Source organism: Paraburkholderia edwinii, from assembly GCF_019428685.1.
GTDB classification, from domain to species: Bacteria; Pseudomonadota; Gammaproteobacteria; order Burkholderiales; family Burkholderiaceae; genus Paraburkholderia; species Paraburkholderia edwinii.
On record NZ_CP080095.1, the window covers coordinates 2,842,092 to 2,858,904 of the forward strand.

14 protein-coding genes are annotated in these 16,813 nt (G+C 64.2%); 9 read left to right on the plus strand and 5 right to left on the minus strand.

What is annotated here, in order from left to right; all coding sequences use genetic code 11:
- The 4 genes from KZJ38_RS12555 to KZJ38_RS12570 all read left to right on the plus strand — a co-directional run bounded on the left by KZJ38_RS12555 (window position 1) and on the right by KZJ38_RS12570 (window position 5,039).
- Window positions 1-1,443: an MFS transporter gene (locus KZJ38_RS12555; RefSeq protein ID WP_219796210.1), complete on the plus strand. Its 1,443-nt coding sequence runs from the start codon at window positions 1-3 to the stop codon at window positions 1,441-1,443.
- A 161-nt stretch (window positions 1,444-1,604) separates the two neighbouring features.
- Window positions 1,605-2,489: a 2-hydroxy-3-oxopropionate reductase gene (locus KZJ38_RS12560; protein ID WP_219796211.1), complete on the plus strand. Its 885-nt coding sequence runs from the start codon at window positions 1,605-1,607 to the stop codon at window positions 2,487-2,489.
- 221 nt (window positions 2,490-2,710) lie between these two features.
- The gene (locus tag KZJ38_RS12565; protein ID WP_219796212.1) at window positions 2,711-4,087 is read left to right on the plus strand and encodes a GntT/GntP/DsdX family permease; all 1,377 of its coding nucleotides are present in this window, start codon (window positions 2,711-2,713) and stop codon (window positions 4,085-4,087) included.
- A gap of 367 nt (window positions 4,088-4,454) precedes the next feature.
- Entirely contained in the window at window positions 4,455-5,039 is a 585-nt protein-coding gene (locus tag KZJ38_RS12570; RefSeq protein ID WP_219796213.1) for an MORN repeat-containing protein, read from the plus strand.
- A gap of 162 nt (window positions 5,040-5,201) precedes the next feature.
- Here KZJ38_RS12570 and KZJ38_RS12575 read toward each other — a convergent pair whose 3' ends face one another.
- From KZJ38_RS12575 to nthA, 3 genes are read right to left on the minus strand one after another with little or no spacing between them, the layout of a single operon-like run.
- Entirely contained in the window at window positions 5,202-5,585 is a 384-nt protein-coding gene (locus KZJ38_RS12575; RefSeq protein ID WP_219796214.1) for a nitrile hydratase accessory protein, read from the minus strand.
- Between the two features lie 19 nt (window positions 5,586-5,604).
- Window positions 5,605-6,270 (minus strand): nitrile hydratase subunit beta, encoded by a 666-nt coding sequence (gene nthB, locus KZJ38_RS12580; RefSeq protein WP_219796215.1) that lies wholly within the window; start codon window positions 6,268-6,270, stop codon window positions 5,605-5,607.
- Window positions 6,267-7,052 (minus strand): nitrile hydratase subunit alpha, encoded by a 786-nt coding sequence (nthA, locus tag KZJ38_RS12585; protein ID WP_246641455.1) that lies wholly within the window; start codon window positions 7,050-7,052, stop codon window positions 6,267-6,269. The genes nthB and nthA overlap by 4 nt, the downstream gene beginning before the upstream one ends.
- Window positions 7,053-7,462: 410 nt before the next feature.
- Between nthA and KZJ38_RS12590 the strand changes: the two genes are divergently transcribed.
- The 3 genes from KZJ38_RS12590 to KZJ38_RS12600 all read left to right on the plus strand — a co-directional run bounded on the left by KZJ38_RS12590 (window position 7,463) and on the right by KZJ38_RS12600 (window position 12,667).
- Window positions 7,463-9,412 (plus strand): ABC transporter ATP-binding protein, encoded by a 1,950-nt coding sequence (locus KZJ38_RS12590; RefSeq protein ID WP_219796216.1) that lies wholly within the window; start codon window positions 7,463-7,465, stop codon window positions 9,410-9,412.
- Window positions 9,413-9,657: 245 nt separating this feature from the next.
- On the plus strand, window positions 9,658-11,043 hold the full coding sequence (locus KZJ38_RS12595; RefSeq protein ID WP_219796217.1) for an FAD-dependent oxidoreductase: 1,386 nt from the start codon (window positions 9,658-9,660) through the stop codon (window positions 11,041-11,043).
- Window positions 11,044-11,251: 208 nt separating this feature from the next.
- The gene (locus KZJ38_RS12600; protein WP_219796218.1) at window positions 11,252-12,667 is read left to right on the plus strand and encodes an MFS transporter; all 1,416 of its coding nucleotides are present in this window, start codon (window positions 11,252-11,254) and stop codon (window positions 12,665-12,667) included.
- A gap of 132 nt (window positions 12,668-12,799) precedes the next feature.
- Here KZJ38_RS12600 and KZJ38_RS12605 read toward each other — a convergent pair whose 3' ends face one another.
- A complete protein-coding gene (locus tag KZJ38_RS12605; RefSeq protein WP_219796219.1) occupies window positions 12,800-14,698 on the minus strand; it encodes an ABC transporter ATP-binding protein/permease in 1,899 nt (632 codons plus the stop codon).
- A gap of 19 nt (window positions 14,699-14,717) precedes the next feature.
- Complete coding sequence (locus KZJ38_RS12610) at window positions 14,718-15,596, minus strand: extracellular solute-binding protein (RefSeq protein ID WP_219796220.1); 879 nt, start codon at window positions 15,594-15,596, stop codon at window positions 14,718-14,720.
- A gap of 108 nt (window positions 15,597-15,704) precedes the next feature.
- On the opposite strand from KZJ38_RS12610, the gene KZJ38_RS12615 reads away from it, so the two are divergent.
- A complete protein-coding gene (locus tag KZJ38_RS12615; RefSeq protein ID WP_219796221.1) occupies window positions 15,705-16,130 on the plus strand; it encodes a TOBE domain-containing protein in 426 nt (141 codons plus the stop codon).
- A 177-nt stretch (window positions 16,131-16,307) separates the two neighbouring features.
- Window positions 16,308-16,748, plus strand: a complete 441-nt coding sequence (locus tag KZJ38_RS12620) for a molybdopterin-dependent oxidoreductase (RefSeq protein ID WP_246641762.1) — start codon at window positions 16,308-16,310, stop codon at window positions 16,746-16,748.
- Window positions 16,749-16,813: the final 65 nt, after the last annotated feature.

The following is a 16,813-nucleotide window of genomic DNA, read 5'->3' on the forward strand; positions in this document are numbered from 1 at the left end:
ATGAAGTCTTTCCATCCTCGACTTGTGCTCGCCGTGTTGTCGGCCGGCGCACTCATGCAGCCGCTCGATTTCTTTATCGTGAACCTGGCCTTGCCGGCCATTCGCGACGGACTCGGCACAAGCAGTTCAGTGGTGCAGCTGATCCTCTCTGCTTACGCGTCGACGTGCGCGGCGTGCATGGTGACGGGCGGCCGGCTTGGCGATCTGTTCGGACGCAAGCGTATGTTTATGGCCGGCATGATTGGCTTCGTGCTGGCGTCGGTGCTGTGTTCGTTTGCTTCGGGCGGTGCGATGCTCGTTGCTGGGCGTATCGCGCAGGCGCTTTGCGCATCGCTGCTCGCGCCGCAGGTGCTGGCGACGATTCGCACCGTGTATGACGCGGCCGACCAGCCTCGCGTGATGAGCCGCTATGGATTCGTGATCGGGCTCTCGCCGATCATCGGGCAACTGGGTGGCGGGTTGCTGATTCACCTTCATCCGCTCGGACTTGGCTGGCAATCAATCTTTCTGGTCAACGTGCCGCTCGGCATTGCGATTTGCGTCGGCGCATGGTTCGTCGTGCCGGAAAGTATTCCGCCGCGGCACGCGCGCATCGATTTTCCTGGGCTCCTGCTGTTGTCGGTATTGCTGTTGCTCGTGATTTGTCCGCTTACGCTTGGGCGCGATGCGGGGTGGCCGACGTGGTCGTTCGTGTCGTTCGCTGCGAGCGTTCCCGTCCTCGGGCTATTCCTCTTCACCGAAAAGCGTGTTGCCGAACGCGGCGGCGATCCGCTCGTCAATCTCGCGTTATTCAGGAATCCCGCCTTTAGCATCGGGGTGGCGATGGCTTTTCTTTTCTATTGCCCGGGCGCGATCCTGCTCGCATTCGGTATCTATCTGCAAAACGGGCTTGGGTGGTCGGCGCTTGCTGCGGCGGGTGCGATCGTGCCTTACGCGCTTGGATTCGCCTGCGGACCGCTACTGACGATGCCGCTCGTGCGTCGTGTCGCGGATCATGTCTTGACCGTCGGTATCGCGACGCAAATGATCGGCCTTGTATTGATGGCGGCCTCGCTGCTTAACGCGGTGAATCCCGGGCCGGTGTTTTACGTTGGCTTTCTGGCCGGCGGACTTGGGCAAGGCATTGCGTTTACGTCATTGCTTCGGATCGTACTCCGCGAGGCCGCACCTGAAATGGTAGGGCTTGCGGCGGGGACGGTGAGTTCGACGCTGCAGATTGGGGCCGCGTTTGGGGTCGCGACGCTCGGCGGCCTGTTTTTCTTTGTGCTCGATGGCGCTGGATTCTCGGCTGCGGCTTATGCACGTGCGTTTCAGGTGACGGCTGCGGCCGCTGCGGGATGTCTGTTTGTCTGTCTGGTGCTTTGTCTGTATCTGGTGCGGCGGCAGGGTGCGACTGCGAAAATGCTGGAACGGGTTGACGCAGAGGTTGCATCGGAATCCTGATATGAAATCGAAAGCTTGCGCATTTGCGATCGCAATGCTTTCAATTGTATCTATGGCATCGAGCCGGCCCGGCTTCGCGACTCCGGGTACCATCGCGTAATCCGCACCACACAAGCGGACCCCACCACCCCATCACCCATCAGAGGACTCAAGAGGACACCATGGCAAAAGCTGGCTTTATCGGACTAGGCATCATGGGGACGCCAATGGCGGCCAATCTGATCAAAGGCGGTCACACGCTCTTTCTGCATAGCCGCTCGGGCGTGCCCGACGAACTCGTCAAGCAAGGCGGCAAGGCCTGCGCAACACCCGCGGAAGTCGCGCGCGAGGCTGACATCGTGTTCGTGATGGTGCCCGACACGCCGCACGTCGAAGCCGTGCTGTTCGGCGACAACGGCGTTGCGTCGACGCTCGGCAAGGGCAAGACCGTCGTCGATATGAGCTCGATCTCGCCGATCGCCACCAAAGGCTTTGCGAAGCGCATCAACGATCTCGGCAGCGACTATCTCGACGCACCCGTCTCGGGCGGCGAAGTCGGCGCGAAAGCCGCGTCGCTGACCATCATGATCGGCGGCCCGCAGCCGGTGTTCGACAAGGTCAAGCCGCTCTTCGAACTGATGGGCAAGAACATCACGCTCGTCGGCAATAACGGCGACGGCCAGACCGCGAAGGTCGCGAATCAGATCATCGTGGCGCTCAATATTCAGGCGGTGGCCGAGGCGCTGCTGTTCGCATCGAAAGCCGGCGCCGATCCGGCCAAGGTGCGCGAAGCACTGATGGGCGGTTTCGCGTCGTCGCGCGTGCTCGAAGTGCATGGCGAGCGCATGATCAAACGCACGTTTAACCCGGGCTTTCGCATCAATCTGCATCAGAAAGATATCGGCCTCGCCAACGAAGGCGCGAAAGCGCTCGGCGTCTCGCTGCCGAATACCGGCGCGATGCAGCAGCTGATGAATGCTTGCATGGCGCTCGGCTTCGGCGAGCTCGACCACTCGGCGCTGTGTCAGGCGATTGAAACGTTGTCCGCACATCAAATCGCGGGCTGATTTTTACCTCGCCTGTGTGATCGGAGCGCATCCGCTGCGCGCCGATCACACAGGACACGCGTGAATCTCACACCCATCTCACGCAAAAACCCGCTCAACAACGGTTCACGTCCGCTCGCCGCCGCTCCTCAGCACCCGCTAAAATCTCGCTGGCCCGCGGGCGGGCTGCGCGGAGATCGCAACACACGCCCCGGCTGTCCTGTCACGACTCCGGAGACGCAGTGCACCTTACAACCACCTTCACCCCCTGGTCCGCTCACGACACGCGCCTGATTCTTTCGTGCGCACTGGGCCTCGCGCTCATCATCGTTTTTATCAGCGCACTGAAGCTCGCGCCGTTCCTGTCGATTCTGGTCGGCACGTTCGCGGCCGGCTTTACCGCGGGCCTGCCGCTCGAAGCAGTCGCAAGTGCCTTCAGCAAGGGCGCGGGCGCCCTGCTCGGCGATGTCGGCATCATCATCGCGCTCGGCGCGATGCTAGGCGCACTGATGGCCGATTCGGGCGCCGCTGACCGGCTCGTCACGACGATCCTCGACCTTTCCACACCGCGCCGGCTGCCGTGGATGATGGCGCTCGTCGCGATCATCATCGGCTTGCCGCTCTTCTTCGAAGTCGGCCTTGTGATGATGGTGCCGATCATCTTCGTGATGGCACGACGCTCGCAGCAGCCTATCCTGCGCATCGCGATTCCCGCGCTCGCCGGCATGACGACGCTGCATGCGCTCCTGCCGCCGCATCCGGGCCCGCTGATCGCTGTCAGCGCGCTGCATGCGGATCTCGGCATCACACTCGGGCTTGGTCTTATCGTGGCGATTCCCGCCGTCATTCTCGCGGGCCCGATTTACGGCGGTGTGCTTGCCAAACACATGCAGATTGCCGAGCCCGAAGAGATGGGCAAGCTGTTCCGCTCCGAAACGGCGCCGTCCGAGTTGCCGGGCTTTGCGATCTCGCTTATCACCATCCTGCTGCCCGTGGTGCTGATGCTGGGGCGCACGGTCGCGAAGCTCGCACTCGAGCCGAAGACGCTCGCTTACGACACGCTCGACTTCCTCGGCGAGCCGCTGGTTGCGCTCGGCCTCACCGTGCTCTTCGCAATCGTCGCGCTAGGCTGGTCGCGCGGCATGCCGCGCGAGCGCGTCGGCGGAATTCTGCGCAAGAGCCTGCCGCCGATCGCCGCACTGCTGCTGACGATCGGCGCGGGCGGCGGCTTGAAGCAGACGCTCGTCGTCGCGGGCATCAGTACGACGATCGGCAAGATCGCTGTCGGCGCCCATTTGCCGCTGATCGTGCTCGCGTGGCTCATCGCCGTCGCATTACGTCAGGCTACCGGCTCCGCCACTGTCGCGACCACGACGACCGCAGGCATCGTCGCGCCCGTGGTGGCGGGTCTGCCCGTCACGCATAACTCGCTGATTGCGCTCGCGATCGGTGCAGGCTCCGTATTCTTTTGTCACGTCAATGATGCGGGATTCTGGATGGTCCGCGAGTACTTCGGACTCCAGTTGAAGCAGACGGTTTTTGTCTGGTCGATTCTGCAGACCATCGTGTCGGTTGTCGGTCTCGTGCTGACACTCGTGTTGTGGAGCGTGCTGACCTGAGTGCGCTTGCACCGGCGTGCAATGGCGCATTGACGAATGGCGAGTAGCGTATGACACATGGCGGCGAGTTCGCACGGCGCGTATAGGCATGCATGTTCGTTTGTCCGTACATGAATGCGCGCGAACTCAACGCATATCAAATGACGAAGCAACGCCCCTATAGCACGTTCTTCTAATCATGTGATCGTCGACTGTGCATCAACCCACACATCGGTGCATGAGCCCATTGTGTTTGCGGGCTATACAAGCTAGTTTTCTTCGCTGACACGGCTTCCTTCCTCAAATCGACTTCAAGGAGATCACCGTGCTGTCCGCAAACAAGCCACCCCGCGCATCGTTTGTTGCATTGGCGATTGCCGTCGCAACAATGTCCCTGATTGCACCGGCCGTCGCATCGGCCGACGACACTGGCACCGCTGCCTCCAACACGCAGCCGAATGCGAACGCCGTCGGCGCCATCCCGCCCGCTGTGAATGCGGTCGGCGTGAATGCGCAGGGCTCGGGCGATGCGTCGCCCAATACAGCGGCGGCGCCGTCCGCCGCCTCGGCTGCCGCCGCTTCCGCCATCGATCCGGCCGACCCGAATCCACCGAACATTCCCGGGCAGGTGATTCTCGGCGACGGTTTCGTCTATCAAGGCAGCCTGCGCGACGGCATGCCGGACGGCAGAGGCGTCAAGCGCTGGCCGACCGGCGACTGGGTTGCGGGCGATTTCACCGCGGGCCTGCTCGAAGGCAACGGCGTCATTCATCATTCGGATGGCGGCTCGCTGGCCGGCACCTTCCGTCGCAACGCGCCGTGGGACGCCGTCGAAAAAGACGCGAACGGCAATGTCGTGGCGATGTATCAGGGCGGCGTGATGCGTGCCGTTACGCAAGCGGCGGGGCAAGGCGGAGCAGTTACGCCGCACGTGCAGCAGGTTCATTCGGGAACGCCGGTTTCCAATCAGTAAGACAGGGTCTGCAACACCCGGGGGGGGGTGGTGCAGGACGCGTGTCGGCCGCGGTGCCTCGCGGGGGATGGCGGGGTCCGTCGGTGCCGCGGCGGATGCGTGTGTGCCGCAGCGGTTCGCTTGAACCGGTATCCAGCTATCGCCGCACAGCGCCTCAAAGACTTATAGCTCGATCGGCTGTCCATGCGGCGTACGGCGCGCGGCGCGGTCCCATGCGTCGCGCCGCTCCAGCAGGCCTTCGTTCGTCACGCAGCCTTTCGCCGCGGCAATGCGCTCGAGCGCGGTCAACCAGTGCCGGTAGTAGGTGTCGCCGCGGTCGGGGTCGCCTGCCGATTGCGCGTCGCGAATCGCATCGTGCAGGTACGCGGCCCACTCGGCCCATGTGAATACGCCGCGGCGATAGAGCGCGAGCGTCATCGCAAAGGCGGCCGCCTCCCAGGGCGCATTGAACACCGGCGCGTCACCGTCACGCGGCAATTCGGGCAGATGTGCAAGCAGTTCCGACGATTCGTTCGGCGATGCGTGCGGAGCAACGGTCGTTGTCATGGCGGTCCCATCGTTCTGATCAATGCTCGCCCACGGGCTCGAGATACGGCTCCCAGCAATCGACGCATACCGATGCGGCGCTCGTATCGTCGCCCCACAGTTCCGTGGCCGCGAAGCGCACGCTATAAAGCCAGCGTGGCTGCTCGCCCTCGCCGGTTGCGTGTGCATCGGGAAACACGTGCGCGCCGCGCACCGCGACGATTACGCCGCGCTTGCCGCGGCAGTAGCGCGGCAGGCGCGTATGCGTCGACGGGTTCATTTCACGCGCGCGCACTGCATCGCCGGCGGCGAAGCGCGCCGGATACCCCATCGGCCTGTCGTAAGGAAAGCCGCGCGACAATGCCGCACGCACGTCCGCTGCATGAAACACGCGCTTGACGGGCGCGGCCGGCGCCTCCGCTTTGCCCGCTTCGATTTCTTCCGCGGTGGCGAGACCGTGTTCGATCAACAGCTTGCAGAGGCCCTTGAACCAGATCTCGTAGTACGTGTCCGTCAGATATTGCGCGGGCGGCAGGCTTTCGCGCGCGGCGCGCGACATGTCGATATTCCACGTGCCCGTGGCGCCCATCGCGAGCGTCAGCGCCAGTACGCGCGGCTCCCAGTCGGCATGGAAGATCGGCTCAGCGCGCTCGGGATGCACGGGCCCGAAGGTTTGCATGCCGCCCATGTCGTGTGCGCCGTTCATGTTCGCGCTCCTTGCGTTGCGTGCCTCGCTTGCGCGCCTTGCGGCGAATGCAGCAGGCCCGTGCCGATCATCGAGTCGCGCGTCACCAGATCCGCGAGCGCGTCTTCACCGAATCCTTCCGTTCCATCGGGACGCATCGGCAGCACGAGATAGCGCACTTCGGACGTCGAATCCCAGACACGGAATTCGACATCGTCCGGCAACTCGAAGCCGAATTCTTTCAGCACGCCGCGCGGGTCGATCACCGCGCGCGACCGGTATGGCGCCGACTTGTACCAGACCGGCGGCAAGCCGAGCACGGGCCACGGATAACACGAGCACAGCGTGCAGACCACCATGTTGTGCACGCGCGGCGTGTTCTCGAGCACGACCATATGTTCGCCGCCACGGCCCGAATAGCCGAGCGAGGCGATCGCGGCGGTCGCGTCGTCGAGCAGCCATGCGCGGTATTGCGGATCGCTCCATGCGCGCGCCACGACTCGTGCGCCGTTGCGCGGGCCGATCTGATGCTCGTAGGTTTCGATCAGCACGTCGAGCGCTTGCGGGTCGACGTAACCCTTCTCGACCAGCAGCGATTCGAGCGCACGCACGCGCAGGTCCATTTCGGATAAGGCGCTGCCTTCGTGGCCATGCTCGTGATCGTGTGCGTGGCGATGGCCGCGCTCATGGTCGCCCTCATGTCCGCCCTTGTGCGCGGCTTCATGCGTATCGTGTGTTTTCTGGCTTTCGTGACTCATCGCGGTTCGGTTCCAGAATGCGGAAAGCGCGTCATCGACCTGCATCGACAATGCACGTGGACGAAAAGTGGAAAGAATGACGAGGTAACCCGATCAGTATCGTTTGCACGGCCACCGAATGCAAATCTTCATACGACGCACGCGCATAGCCGGCTCGCTATGCGCGTCGCACGCGCGCCTCATGCGGGCGGTACAATATCGGTTTGGTCTAACGAACGAATCCACCGGCAACTTTGCCTTGGCGACAGCCGGTCGATGCCTTCGTTGACAATCACGCCAACTGACGATGTTTGGCCACAGCGGTTTGGCCAAAGCGGTTTGGCTGCGGCGATTTGGCCGCAGCAGTTTGCCCACCGCTTCATTTTGCTTGCGCCTGCTCGCGCAGCGTTTCATTCTTCGCTCTTTTCAAATACACGAGGTAAGCGCGCGGCCCACCAGCTCGCGCGTTGTCGCACATGGCTGACAAGAAATCCGCTCACGGCACGCAGGCGTTTCGCAGCGTGCTCGCCTTTGTATTCGCACACTGGTGGCAGCAGCCAGCGCGCGTCGCCGTGATCGCGGCGTTCGCGCTTTGCGGCGCGCTCGCCGACGTGATGACGCCGCTTTTCGCGGGACGGCTCGTCGATGCGCTGTCGGCCGGCGCCGTGAGCGTGGCCGCGAAAGCGCAGGCGTGGGACGCCGCATCGCACGCGTTCGGCACACTGATCGCGCTCGGCTTCACCGGCATGGTGCTGCGCCAGCTCGTCTATCGCAACATCATCACGATGACGCTGCGCATGATGAGCGAAATCGCCGCGAACGGCTTTCACCGCGTGCAGCGCTTTTCGACCGACTGGCATGCGAACAGCTTTGCCGGCTCGACCGTGCGGAAAATCACGCGCGGCATCTGGGCGCTCGATCTGCTCAACGACACCTTGCTGATCACGCTGATGCCCTCCTGCGTGATGCTGATCGGCACGACCGTCGTGCTCGGCACTCGCTGGCCCGTGATGGGCGTGATTGTCGGCCTCGGTTCGCTGCTTTATATCGCCGTGACGGCCACGCTGTCGCTGCGCTATGTCGCGCCCTCGGCGCGGCTCGCCAATATGTGGGACACGCGCCTTGGCGGTTCGCTCGCCGATGCCGTCAGCTGCAACGCGGTGGTCAAGGCGTTCGGCGCCGAACATCGCGAGGAATCGCGGCTCGCGCGCGTCATCGCGAAATGGCGCAAGCGCACGCGCCGCACGTGGGCGCGCGGCACGACGAACGGCGGCCTGCAAAGCGCCATGCTCGTGCTGATGCAGGCGGCAATCGTCGGCACCGCGCTCTGGTTGTGGATGCACGACAAGGCAAGCGTCGGCGACATCACGTTCGCGCTTACCACGTTCTTCATGCTGCAAGGCTATCTGCGCGACATCGGCCAGCACGTGCGCAACCTGCAGCGCGCTGTCAACGATATGGAAGAGCTCGTTGCGCTCGAACACGAACCGCTCGGCATCGAAGACCACCCGGACGCACGCCCGATCGATATCACGCGCGGCGAAATCCGCTTCGAGCACGTGACGTTCCGCTACGGCGCGCTGCAGTCGCCGCTGTATGCGGACCTGTCGATCCGCATCGCGCCGGGCGAACGCATCGGGCTCGTCGGCCACTCGGGCTCGGGCAAGACGACCTTCGTCAAGCTGATCCAGCGGCTCTACGATATCGACGCGGGCCGCATCACGATCGACGGCCAGGATATCGCGCGGGTGCAACAGGCATCGCTGCGCCGGCAAATTGCGATCGTTCAGCAGGAGCCCGTGCTGTTTCACCGCTCGCTTGCCGAGAACATCGCCTACGCGCGGCCCGACGCGACCCTCGCGGAAATCGAGCGCGCCGCGCGCCTCGCCAGCGCGCACGACTTCATCGACGCCTTGCCGCAGGGCTACGACACGCTCGTCGGCGAGCGCGGCGTCAAGCTGTCGGGCGGCGAGCGGCAACGCATCGCGATCGCGCGCGCGTTTCTCGCCGACGCGCCGGTGCTGATTTTCGACGAAGCAACCTCGAGCCTCGACAGCGAAAGCGAAGTGCTGATCCAGCAATCGATGGAACGGCTGATGGCGGGCCGCACGACGCTCGTCGTCGCGCACCGGCTGTCGACCGTGCGCTCGCTCGACCGGCTGCTGGTGCTGGAGAAAGGCCGCGTCGTCGAGGAAGGCTCGCATGAACAACTGATCGAACGTGAAAACGGCCTCTATCGCCGGCTTTTCACGCGTCAGGCGATCGAACTCGCGAAGGGCATGCTCGACGACGGCACCCGCGCCGAAGCCGCTGCGACTCACGATGCCGACGCCGCGATCGACGAAGCGAGCGCGACGCCGCCCGTCGATTACGCTGGCGATCCGAGCACGACCCATCGGCTCGGGCCGATCAGCGCAAACCGGTAGACCTTGGCGGCGCCGCCCCTTGCGCCCCGCCACCGCCCGCCCACAATTGCCCCGCAACTGCCCCGCACCGGCCTCGCTGCCGGTAAAACCTTCGCCTTTGCGACGTCCTCAAAGCATTTGATCCGTCGGAGCATCCCTTTGCGACGATCGATCATATCGGCGCCTAACCCCGTGCCCTACGATTCTTTCCAAGCCGGACGCGACACGCGCAGCCCGGCAGTGAACAGATCACGGAGGTTAAGGCAATGGCACCAGTCGAACGGTTTGAGTATGTGTTTCTCGGCGGCGGCAAGGGCGGCAAGACGCTCGCGGTCGAACTCGCAAAAGCCGGCAAGCGCGTCGCGGTAGTCGAGCGCGGCATGATCGGCGGCTCCTGTATCAACGTCGCCTGTATTCCGACGAAATCGCTGATCCAGACGGGGCGTCTCATTCATGCGGCCCGCGAAGCCGAAAAGCTCGGCGCCGCGCCGCAAGCGGGCGGGCTCGACATGAAGCGCGTCTATCAGCGCGTGCGCTCGGTGGTCGACGGCATGGTCGATATCAATATGACCGCGTTCCAGACCTCGGGACTCGACCTGATCGTCGGTAACGGCCGCTTCGTTGCGCCGCGCACGATCGAAGTGACGCTCGCCAACGGCGACCAGCGCGTCGTGTTCGGCGATCACGCATTTATCAACACAGGCACGACGGCCACGGTTCCTGATATCGACGGCCTGCGCTATGCCGCGCCGCTCACGCACGTCGAAGCGCTCGAACTCGACGCGCTGCCCGGGCATCTGATCGTATTCGGCGGCGGCTATATCGGCCTCGAAATGGCGCAAGCGTTCCGGCGCCTCGGCAGCCGCGTGACCGTGCTGCAGGAAGCGCCGCGCATCGCAATGCGCGAGGACGCGGACGTCGCCCAGGCGATCACGGCCGCGCTCGTGCACGACGGCATCGATGTGCGCGTCAGCGCGCGGGCAGTCAAGGTGGAAGGCCACTCGGGAAAAAGCGTGCATATCACGCTGGCCGACGGCAGCACGCTCGACGGCACGCATATTCTCGTCGCAGCTGGACGCACGCCGAATACGCGTGACATCGGCCTCGACGAAGCCGGCGTGAAACTCGACGAGCGCGGCTTTATCGTCACCGACGAACGGCTCGCGACGTCCGCGGCGAATACGTGGGCAATCGGCGAAGTGGCCGGTACGCCGATGTTTACGCACGCATCGTTCGACGACTATCGCGTGCTGAAGTCGAACCTCGCGGGCGGCACGTACACGACGGCGAATCGCGCGATTCCTTATGCGCTTTTCGTCGAACCGGAACTCGCGCGCATCGGCCTGAACGAAACCGAGGCGGCGGAGAAAGGCATCAAGGTGCGCGTCGCGATGCTGCCGATGGCCGCGGTGCCGCGTGCCCGCACCAACCATGAGACGGCCGGTTTCATGAAAGCGCTGGTGGCGGCCGATTCGGACGAGATCCTCGGCTTCACGATGCTCGGCACGCAGGCCGGCGAAGTGGTGTCGACGGTCCAGATGGCGATGCTCGGCAAGCTGCCGTACACGGCGGTGCGCGATGCGATTCTGAGCCATCCGACGATCGGCGAAGGGCTGAACCTGCTGTTCGCGAAGGTGCCGCCGCGTGCGTGAAAGCGTTCGTGTCGCGTGCCTGAACGGCGAATAAACCAGGAGTGAAGCAGGAAAAAAGCAGGAAAGAAGCAGGCTTGAAATGACGTGACGTGTGCCGCCAGTCGCGCCGGCGGCACACAAAAATCCCGTTAGCGGATGCTTAAAAGCGATGGCAGCTATGCAATAATCGCGGCTTGTCCCCGTCGTTTATTGCTGCGTTCGCCTGCTCATGTCGACTGACCAGAAAGGTCTTATCGCTCCTATCATCGTCGCGTTCGCGATGTTTATGGAGACGGTCGACGCGAACGTGATCGTCACCGCGCTACCCCAGATGGCGCGCACTTTCGCTGTCGATCCCGTCACGCTGAAAATCGCGGTGACGAGCTATGTGCTCGGGCTCGGCGTGTTTATTCCCGTATGCGGCTGGCTGGCCGACCGTTACGGCGCACGTACGGTATTCCGTACTGCGATCGGCATCTTCGTCGTGGGCTCGCTTGCGTGCGCGGCCTCCACCTCGCTTGGCATGTTCACCGTCGCGCGCTTCGTGCAGGGCATCGGCGGCGCGATGATGGTACCGGTCGGCCGCATCATCATCTTTCGCAGTGTCGAGCGCTCGGACTTCATTCGCGCGATGAACTATCTGAGCCTTACGTCTCTGCTGGGGCCGGCCGCCGGCCCGCTGCTGGGCGGCTTTATCACGACGTATCTGCACTGGCGGCTGATCTTCTTTATCAACATTCCGGTCGGCATCGTCGGCATCCACCTCACGAACAAATACATTGCGAACACGCGCGAGCCGCATCCGGGGCCGCTCGACTGGTTCGGCTTCCTGCTCTCGGCAGGCGGCGCGTCAGCGTTCATGCTCGGGCTCGCGCTGGTCGGCAGCGAACTGATCGCCGACTCCACCGCATGGACGATGACGTTCGCGGGCGCGATCGCGCTGGTTGCCTACGTGCTCTATGCGCGGTATGCCACGCGGCCGCTGCTCGATCTGCGCTTTTTCCGCGTGCCGACGTTTCAGGCCAGCGTGATGGGCGGGTCGCTGTTTCGCATCGGTCTCGGTGCGGTGCCGTTTCTGTTGCCGCTCGTGCTGCAGGAAGGGCTCGGCATGAGCGCGTTCGAGTCGGGCCTCATTACGTGCGCGTCGGCGATCGGCGGCCTTTTCATGCGCACCCTCGCCTCGCGCACACTGCGTCGTTGGGGTTTCCGCACGGTGCTGATGTACAACGCCGCGTTCTCGGGTATCGCGATCGCCGCGTGCGGGTTGTTCTTTCCCGGCACGCCGACATGGCTGATCTGGGTCGTCGTGCTGCTCGGCGGCTTTTTCCCCGCGCTGCAGTTCACGAGCCTCAATTCGATGACTTACGCGGAAATCGAAACACGCGATGTCGGCCGCGCGACGAGCCTCGGCAGCGTGGTCCAGCAGATGTCGCTCGGGCTCGGCGTCACGATTGCCGGTATCGTCGTGCAGCTCACGCGTATGCTGCATGGGCATACGCATATCGAGTGGTCCGATTTCTGGCCTGCGTTTCTGACGGTGGGGTTGTGCTCGTTCGCGTCGATTCCGGTCACGCGACGTTTGGCGCCGAATGCCGGCGATGAAATCGCGCGCGGCAAACGCATCGAGGTTCCAACGAAGCGTTGAGCGCGCTGACGAGAGCGCCGGACGATCGGGAGAGTTGGCGCGGGTATGCGCGGTGTTGTGTTGTTGGGCGTTCGGCGTTCAACCTGGCGCGGCCGCGGGTAGCGGTAGCGACACTGAGTCGGGCGTTCCGGCTTATCCGGCCGCTTCACGCGCGCGCGGTTCGACAAGCGGCCACACCGATACACCGCGCGGATCGATTCGTACGTAATGGTCGCGCCCGGCTTCGATAAGCGCATGTTCATCGCCGACATCCAAGCGGTGACCGCTCAGATCGATCACCGCGTAGCGATCGCCGTGACGTAGTTCCATGCGTTCGAGTGTGCCACGGTGAAGGCTGTTTTGATCGTTCACCGCGTCGTCAGCCAGCACCGAGATCGCCCTCGGCGACACGCGCCACATCACCGCCTGCCCCGTCGCAAACACCTGCGCGGCAGCGCTTTCGATCACGAGACCAAGCGGCGTCTCGATCTGTCCATCGCCGCGCACCACGCCCACCCCGACGTTATGCAGCCCCAGCAGTTCGGCGACCCGCAAGCTCGCCGGCCGCTCGAACACCGCCGCGATCGTGCCCGTCTGCAACACGCGCCCATGTTCGATCACGAGCAGTTCATCGGCGAGCAGCGCGGCTTCGTCGGAATCGTGCGTGACGAGCACGGTCACCGCCGCGATCTCGCGCTGCAGTTCGCGCAGCGATTGCTGCAGGCGCCGCCGGCGCGGCGTATCGAGGGCGGAGAACGGTTCGTCGAATAGCAGCAGCTGGCTGTGCCGCGTCAACGCGCGCGCGAGCGCGACGCGCTGACGCTGCCCGAACGACAGCTCGCGCGGCAACCGCGCCGTCAATGCCGCGAGGCCCAGATGCTCGACCCAATAGCGCGCGCTCGCCGCATCCGCATCGCGCGGAAAGGACAGCTGCTGCGCCACCGTCATATGCGGAAAAAGCCCGTAATCCTGCGGCATATAGCCGATCTGCCGCTGCTCCGGCGCAAGCGTTGCGAGATCGCGCTCGCCAAGCTTCACCGTGGAGCCGTCGCTGCGTTCGAGGCCCGCGATCATCCGCAAGGCGAGCGATTTGCCCGAACCGGACGGACCGATGATCGCGAGCCGCCGCGTGGTCGGCGCCCATTCGATGTCGAGATCGAATCCGCCGAGGTCGCGGCGCAATGAGAACGACAGCCGCGCATCGGGCTGCGCCGGCACCGCGACCGTTGCGGCGGCCGTGGCAACTGCGGCGACGGCGGCCAGTTCATCGCCGTTTTCCTGCGGCGCATCGGCTTGCGACGCCACGCGGCGGCTCGCCACCGAGAGCACCGCGCATATGACCGCAATGGCGAGCGTCGGCAGCAGCAACGGCATCATCGCGGGCAGGCCCTGGCCGCCGAACACGACGTACGTATAAACGGGCAGCGAGTACGGGTGATACGCGACCATCACGGTCGCGCCGAACTCGCCGAAGGCGCGCAGCCAGGCGAGCGCGAGACCCGCGCGAATCGCCGGCCACGCGATCGGCAGCGTCACGCGGAAGAAGCGGCTGCCGGCATGATGGCCGAGCGTCGCGGCGACATCGTCGAAGACCGGGTCGACCGCGGCGAATGCCGAGCGTGCGGCAATGATCAGAAACGGCGCAGCGACAAAGGTTTCCGCGAGCACGATGCCCGCGAACGAATCGGTCAGCACGCCGCCGAAAAGACGCCCAAGCGCGCTATACGGACCTAACAGGAACAGCAGCAGAATGCCGCTTGTGAGCGGCGGCAACGCGAGCGGCAGTTGCACGATAAAGCCGAGCACGCCCATCGCACGCGACGACGACCGCGCGAGCGCGTAGCCGAGCGGCACGCCACCCACCAGGATGATGAGCGCCGCCACGCTGGCGCTCGCGACCGACACGCCGACGGCGGAACCCATCGTCTGCCAGTCGACATTGGCCCAGTCCGCGTGATCGATCTGCGGCAGCGCCGCGATAAACGGCGCGCACAGGTAAATGGCAAGCAGGCCGCCGAGCCATCGCAGCGGCCGCGCGGTGTGGCGCGTCATCGAAGACTTACCGTTCCTTTTATTGCGCAGCGTCGATTACCGCCTGCACCGACGGCGGAATCGCCTGCACGTTGCCGACCACGGTCGGCTTCACGACGTCGACGCCATGTTCCTTGAGCAGCTCACGCCCTTTCGCGCTCATCAGGAAGTCGACGAAGCTCGCGGCGCCTTTCGCATTCGGCGCGTCGCCGAGAATCGTGATCGTATAGCTGGCCTTCGCCTGCAGCTCCGGCGCCGGTTGAATGGCCGGGATCTTCAGGTCCGAGGTTTCGGTCGAGTAGAAAAAGCCCGCGTCGAGCTGGCCCGACTGCAGACGGCCGACCAGCGTCTCTTCCGGCAGCACCTGCTCGGGATTTTCCGGCGCGCCGAGCGTCTTTTGCACGAGGTCCGGCTCTTTATAAAGCGTCGCGGCCCTGGTCATCATTTCGACGGTGAACGCGCCCTTCGGGTCGAGCTTCGGATCCGTGCGGCCGATGCGGATGCCCGGCTCCTGGAGCACTTCGTCCCAGCGCTTCGACTTGAACTGCGCGGCAAACTTGCTCTGCGGGTTGTAGCCGATCATCAGCGGCGACTCGGCGAAATTGACGTACCACGTCACGTGGTCGCCATTGGCCGCGCCCATCAGGCTCGTATTGACCTTCGGGCTCGCGCTGATAAAGACGTCGCCGCGGCGCAGCTTGCCCTTGATCTCATTGGCGATTTTGTTCGAGCCCGCGGCATAGCCCTGGAAATGGACGCCGGTCTCTTTCTCGAAGGCCGGGCCGACGCTGCGCTCCATCAGGTTCACTAGCGAACCCGCGTACAGCACATTGATCGTACCGTCCTGCGCCGACGCATCCTGCGCGCCGAACACACCTGCTGCCACCACCACGACTGACGCAACCAGCTTACGAATCATTTCAGCCTCGTACCGTTATTAAGTTGACTATATTACGACGTCCGCACACCATGCTGCATCGAACTTCATCAAGGCCGTACGCTTTCACTCACGCTCAAGGAGAACACTATGCGCACCAGCGCCCGTAACCAGTTTGCCGGCACCGTCGTCGATCTGAAGGCCGGCGCGGTCAACGACGAGATCACGCTGCGCACGCAGGACGGCCTCGAGATCACCGCGATCATCACGCATGGCAGCGCGGCTTCGCTCGGCCTCGCGGCCGGCAAGCCGGCCTTCGCGCTGATCAAGGCATCATCGGTGCTCGTGATGGTCGACGCGGACGCGAGCAAGGTCTCCGCGCGCAATTGCGTCGCGGGCACCGTGGCGTCGGTCACGAAGGGCGCCGTCAACGCGGAAGTCGTGATTGCCGCGCAAGGCGGGGCGCAAATCGCCGCGATCATTACCAACGACAGTGTCGATCGCCTCGGTCTCGCGCACGGCAAGGCGGCCGCGGCGATCTTCAAGGCGTCGAGTGTGATCGTCGGCGTGGATTGATTGCGGGGTCGATGGCCGGCGGGTTGACTGCCGGCTGGTTAATTGCCGTAATATACCAACGGATATATCGACAAGCAAGCGCGACGAGCAAGCGTGAATCGGAACGGGATCATGACGGCAACGCATCACACCAACGACGCAAACCGCACGGAGCACGAAACATCCGCGCAAAATGCGATGCTTTCGCTGACAGGCGACTTTCAACGCCCCCTCACGCTGACGCTCGAACAGTTGCGTGATCGGGGTAGCGTGCGCGCCGACCCGTTCGACCTGCGCTGCTTCACGACCAACCGCTTTATCCGCAAGGTCGACAGCTATCGCGGCGTGCTGCTCAAAGACCTGATCGAAGTCGCCGGCCTGCGCAATGACCGGCCCGGCGACTTCAAGCGCACGATCTTTATCGCGATTGCCCACGATGGCTATGCGGTCACTTTTTCGTGGCACGAACTGTTCAACACGCCGATCGGCGAGCGCGTGCTCGTCGCGCTCGATCGCGGCGACACGCCGCTCACGATCGAAGAAGGCGCACCGCTGCTGTTTTCCGCGGCCGATATCCTGCCCGCGCCGCGCCACGTGAAACGCCTGGCGGGCATTGTCGCGCGCGTGGTCGCGCCCTGACCTCGGCGCGCGACCATCAAGCAATCACCAGGCGATCACCCGATAACCATCAGGCGATCACGACG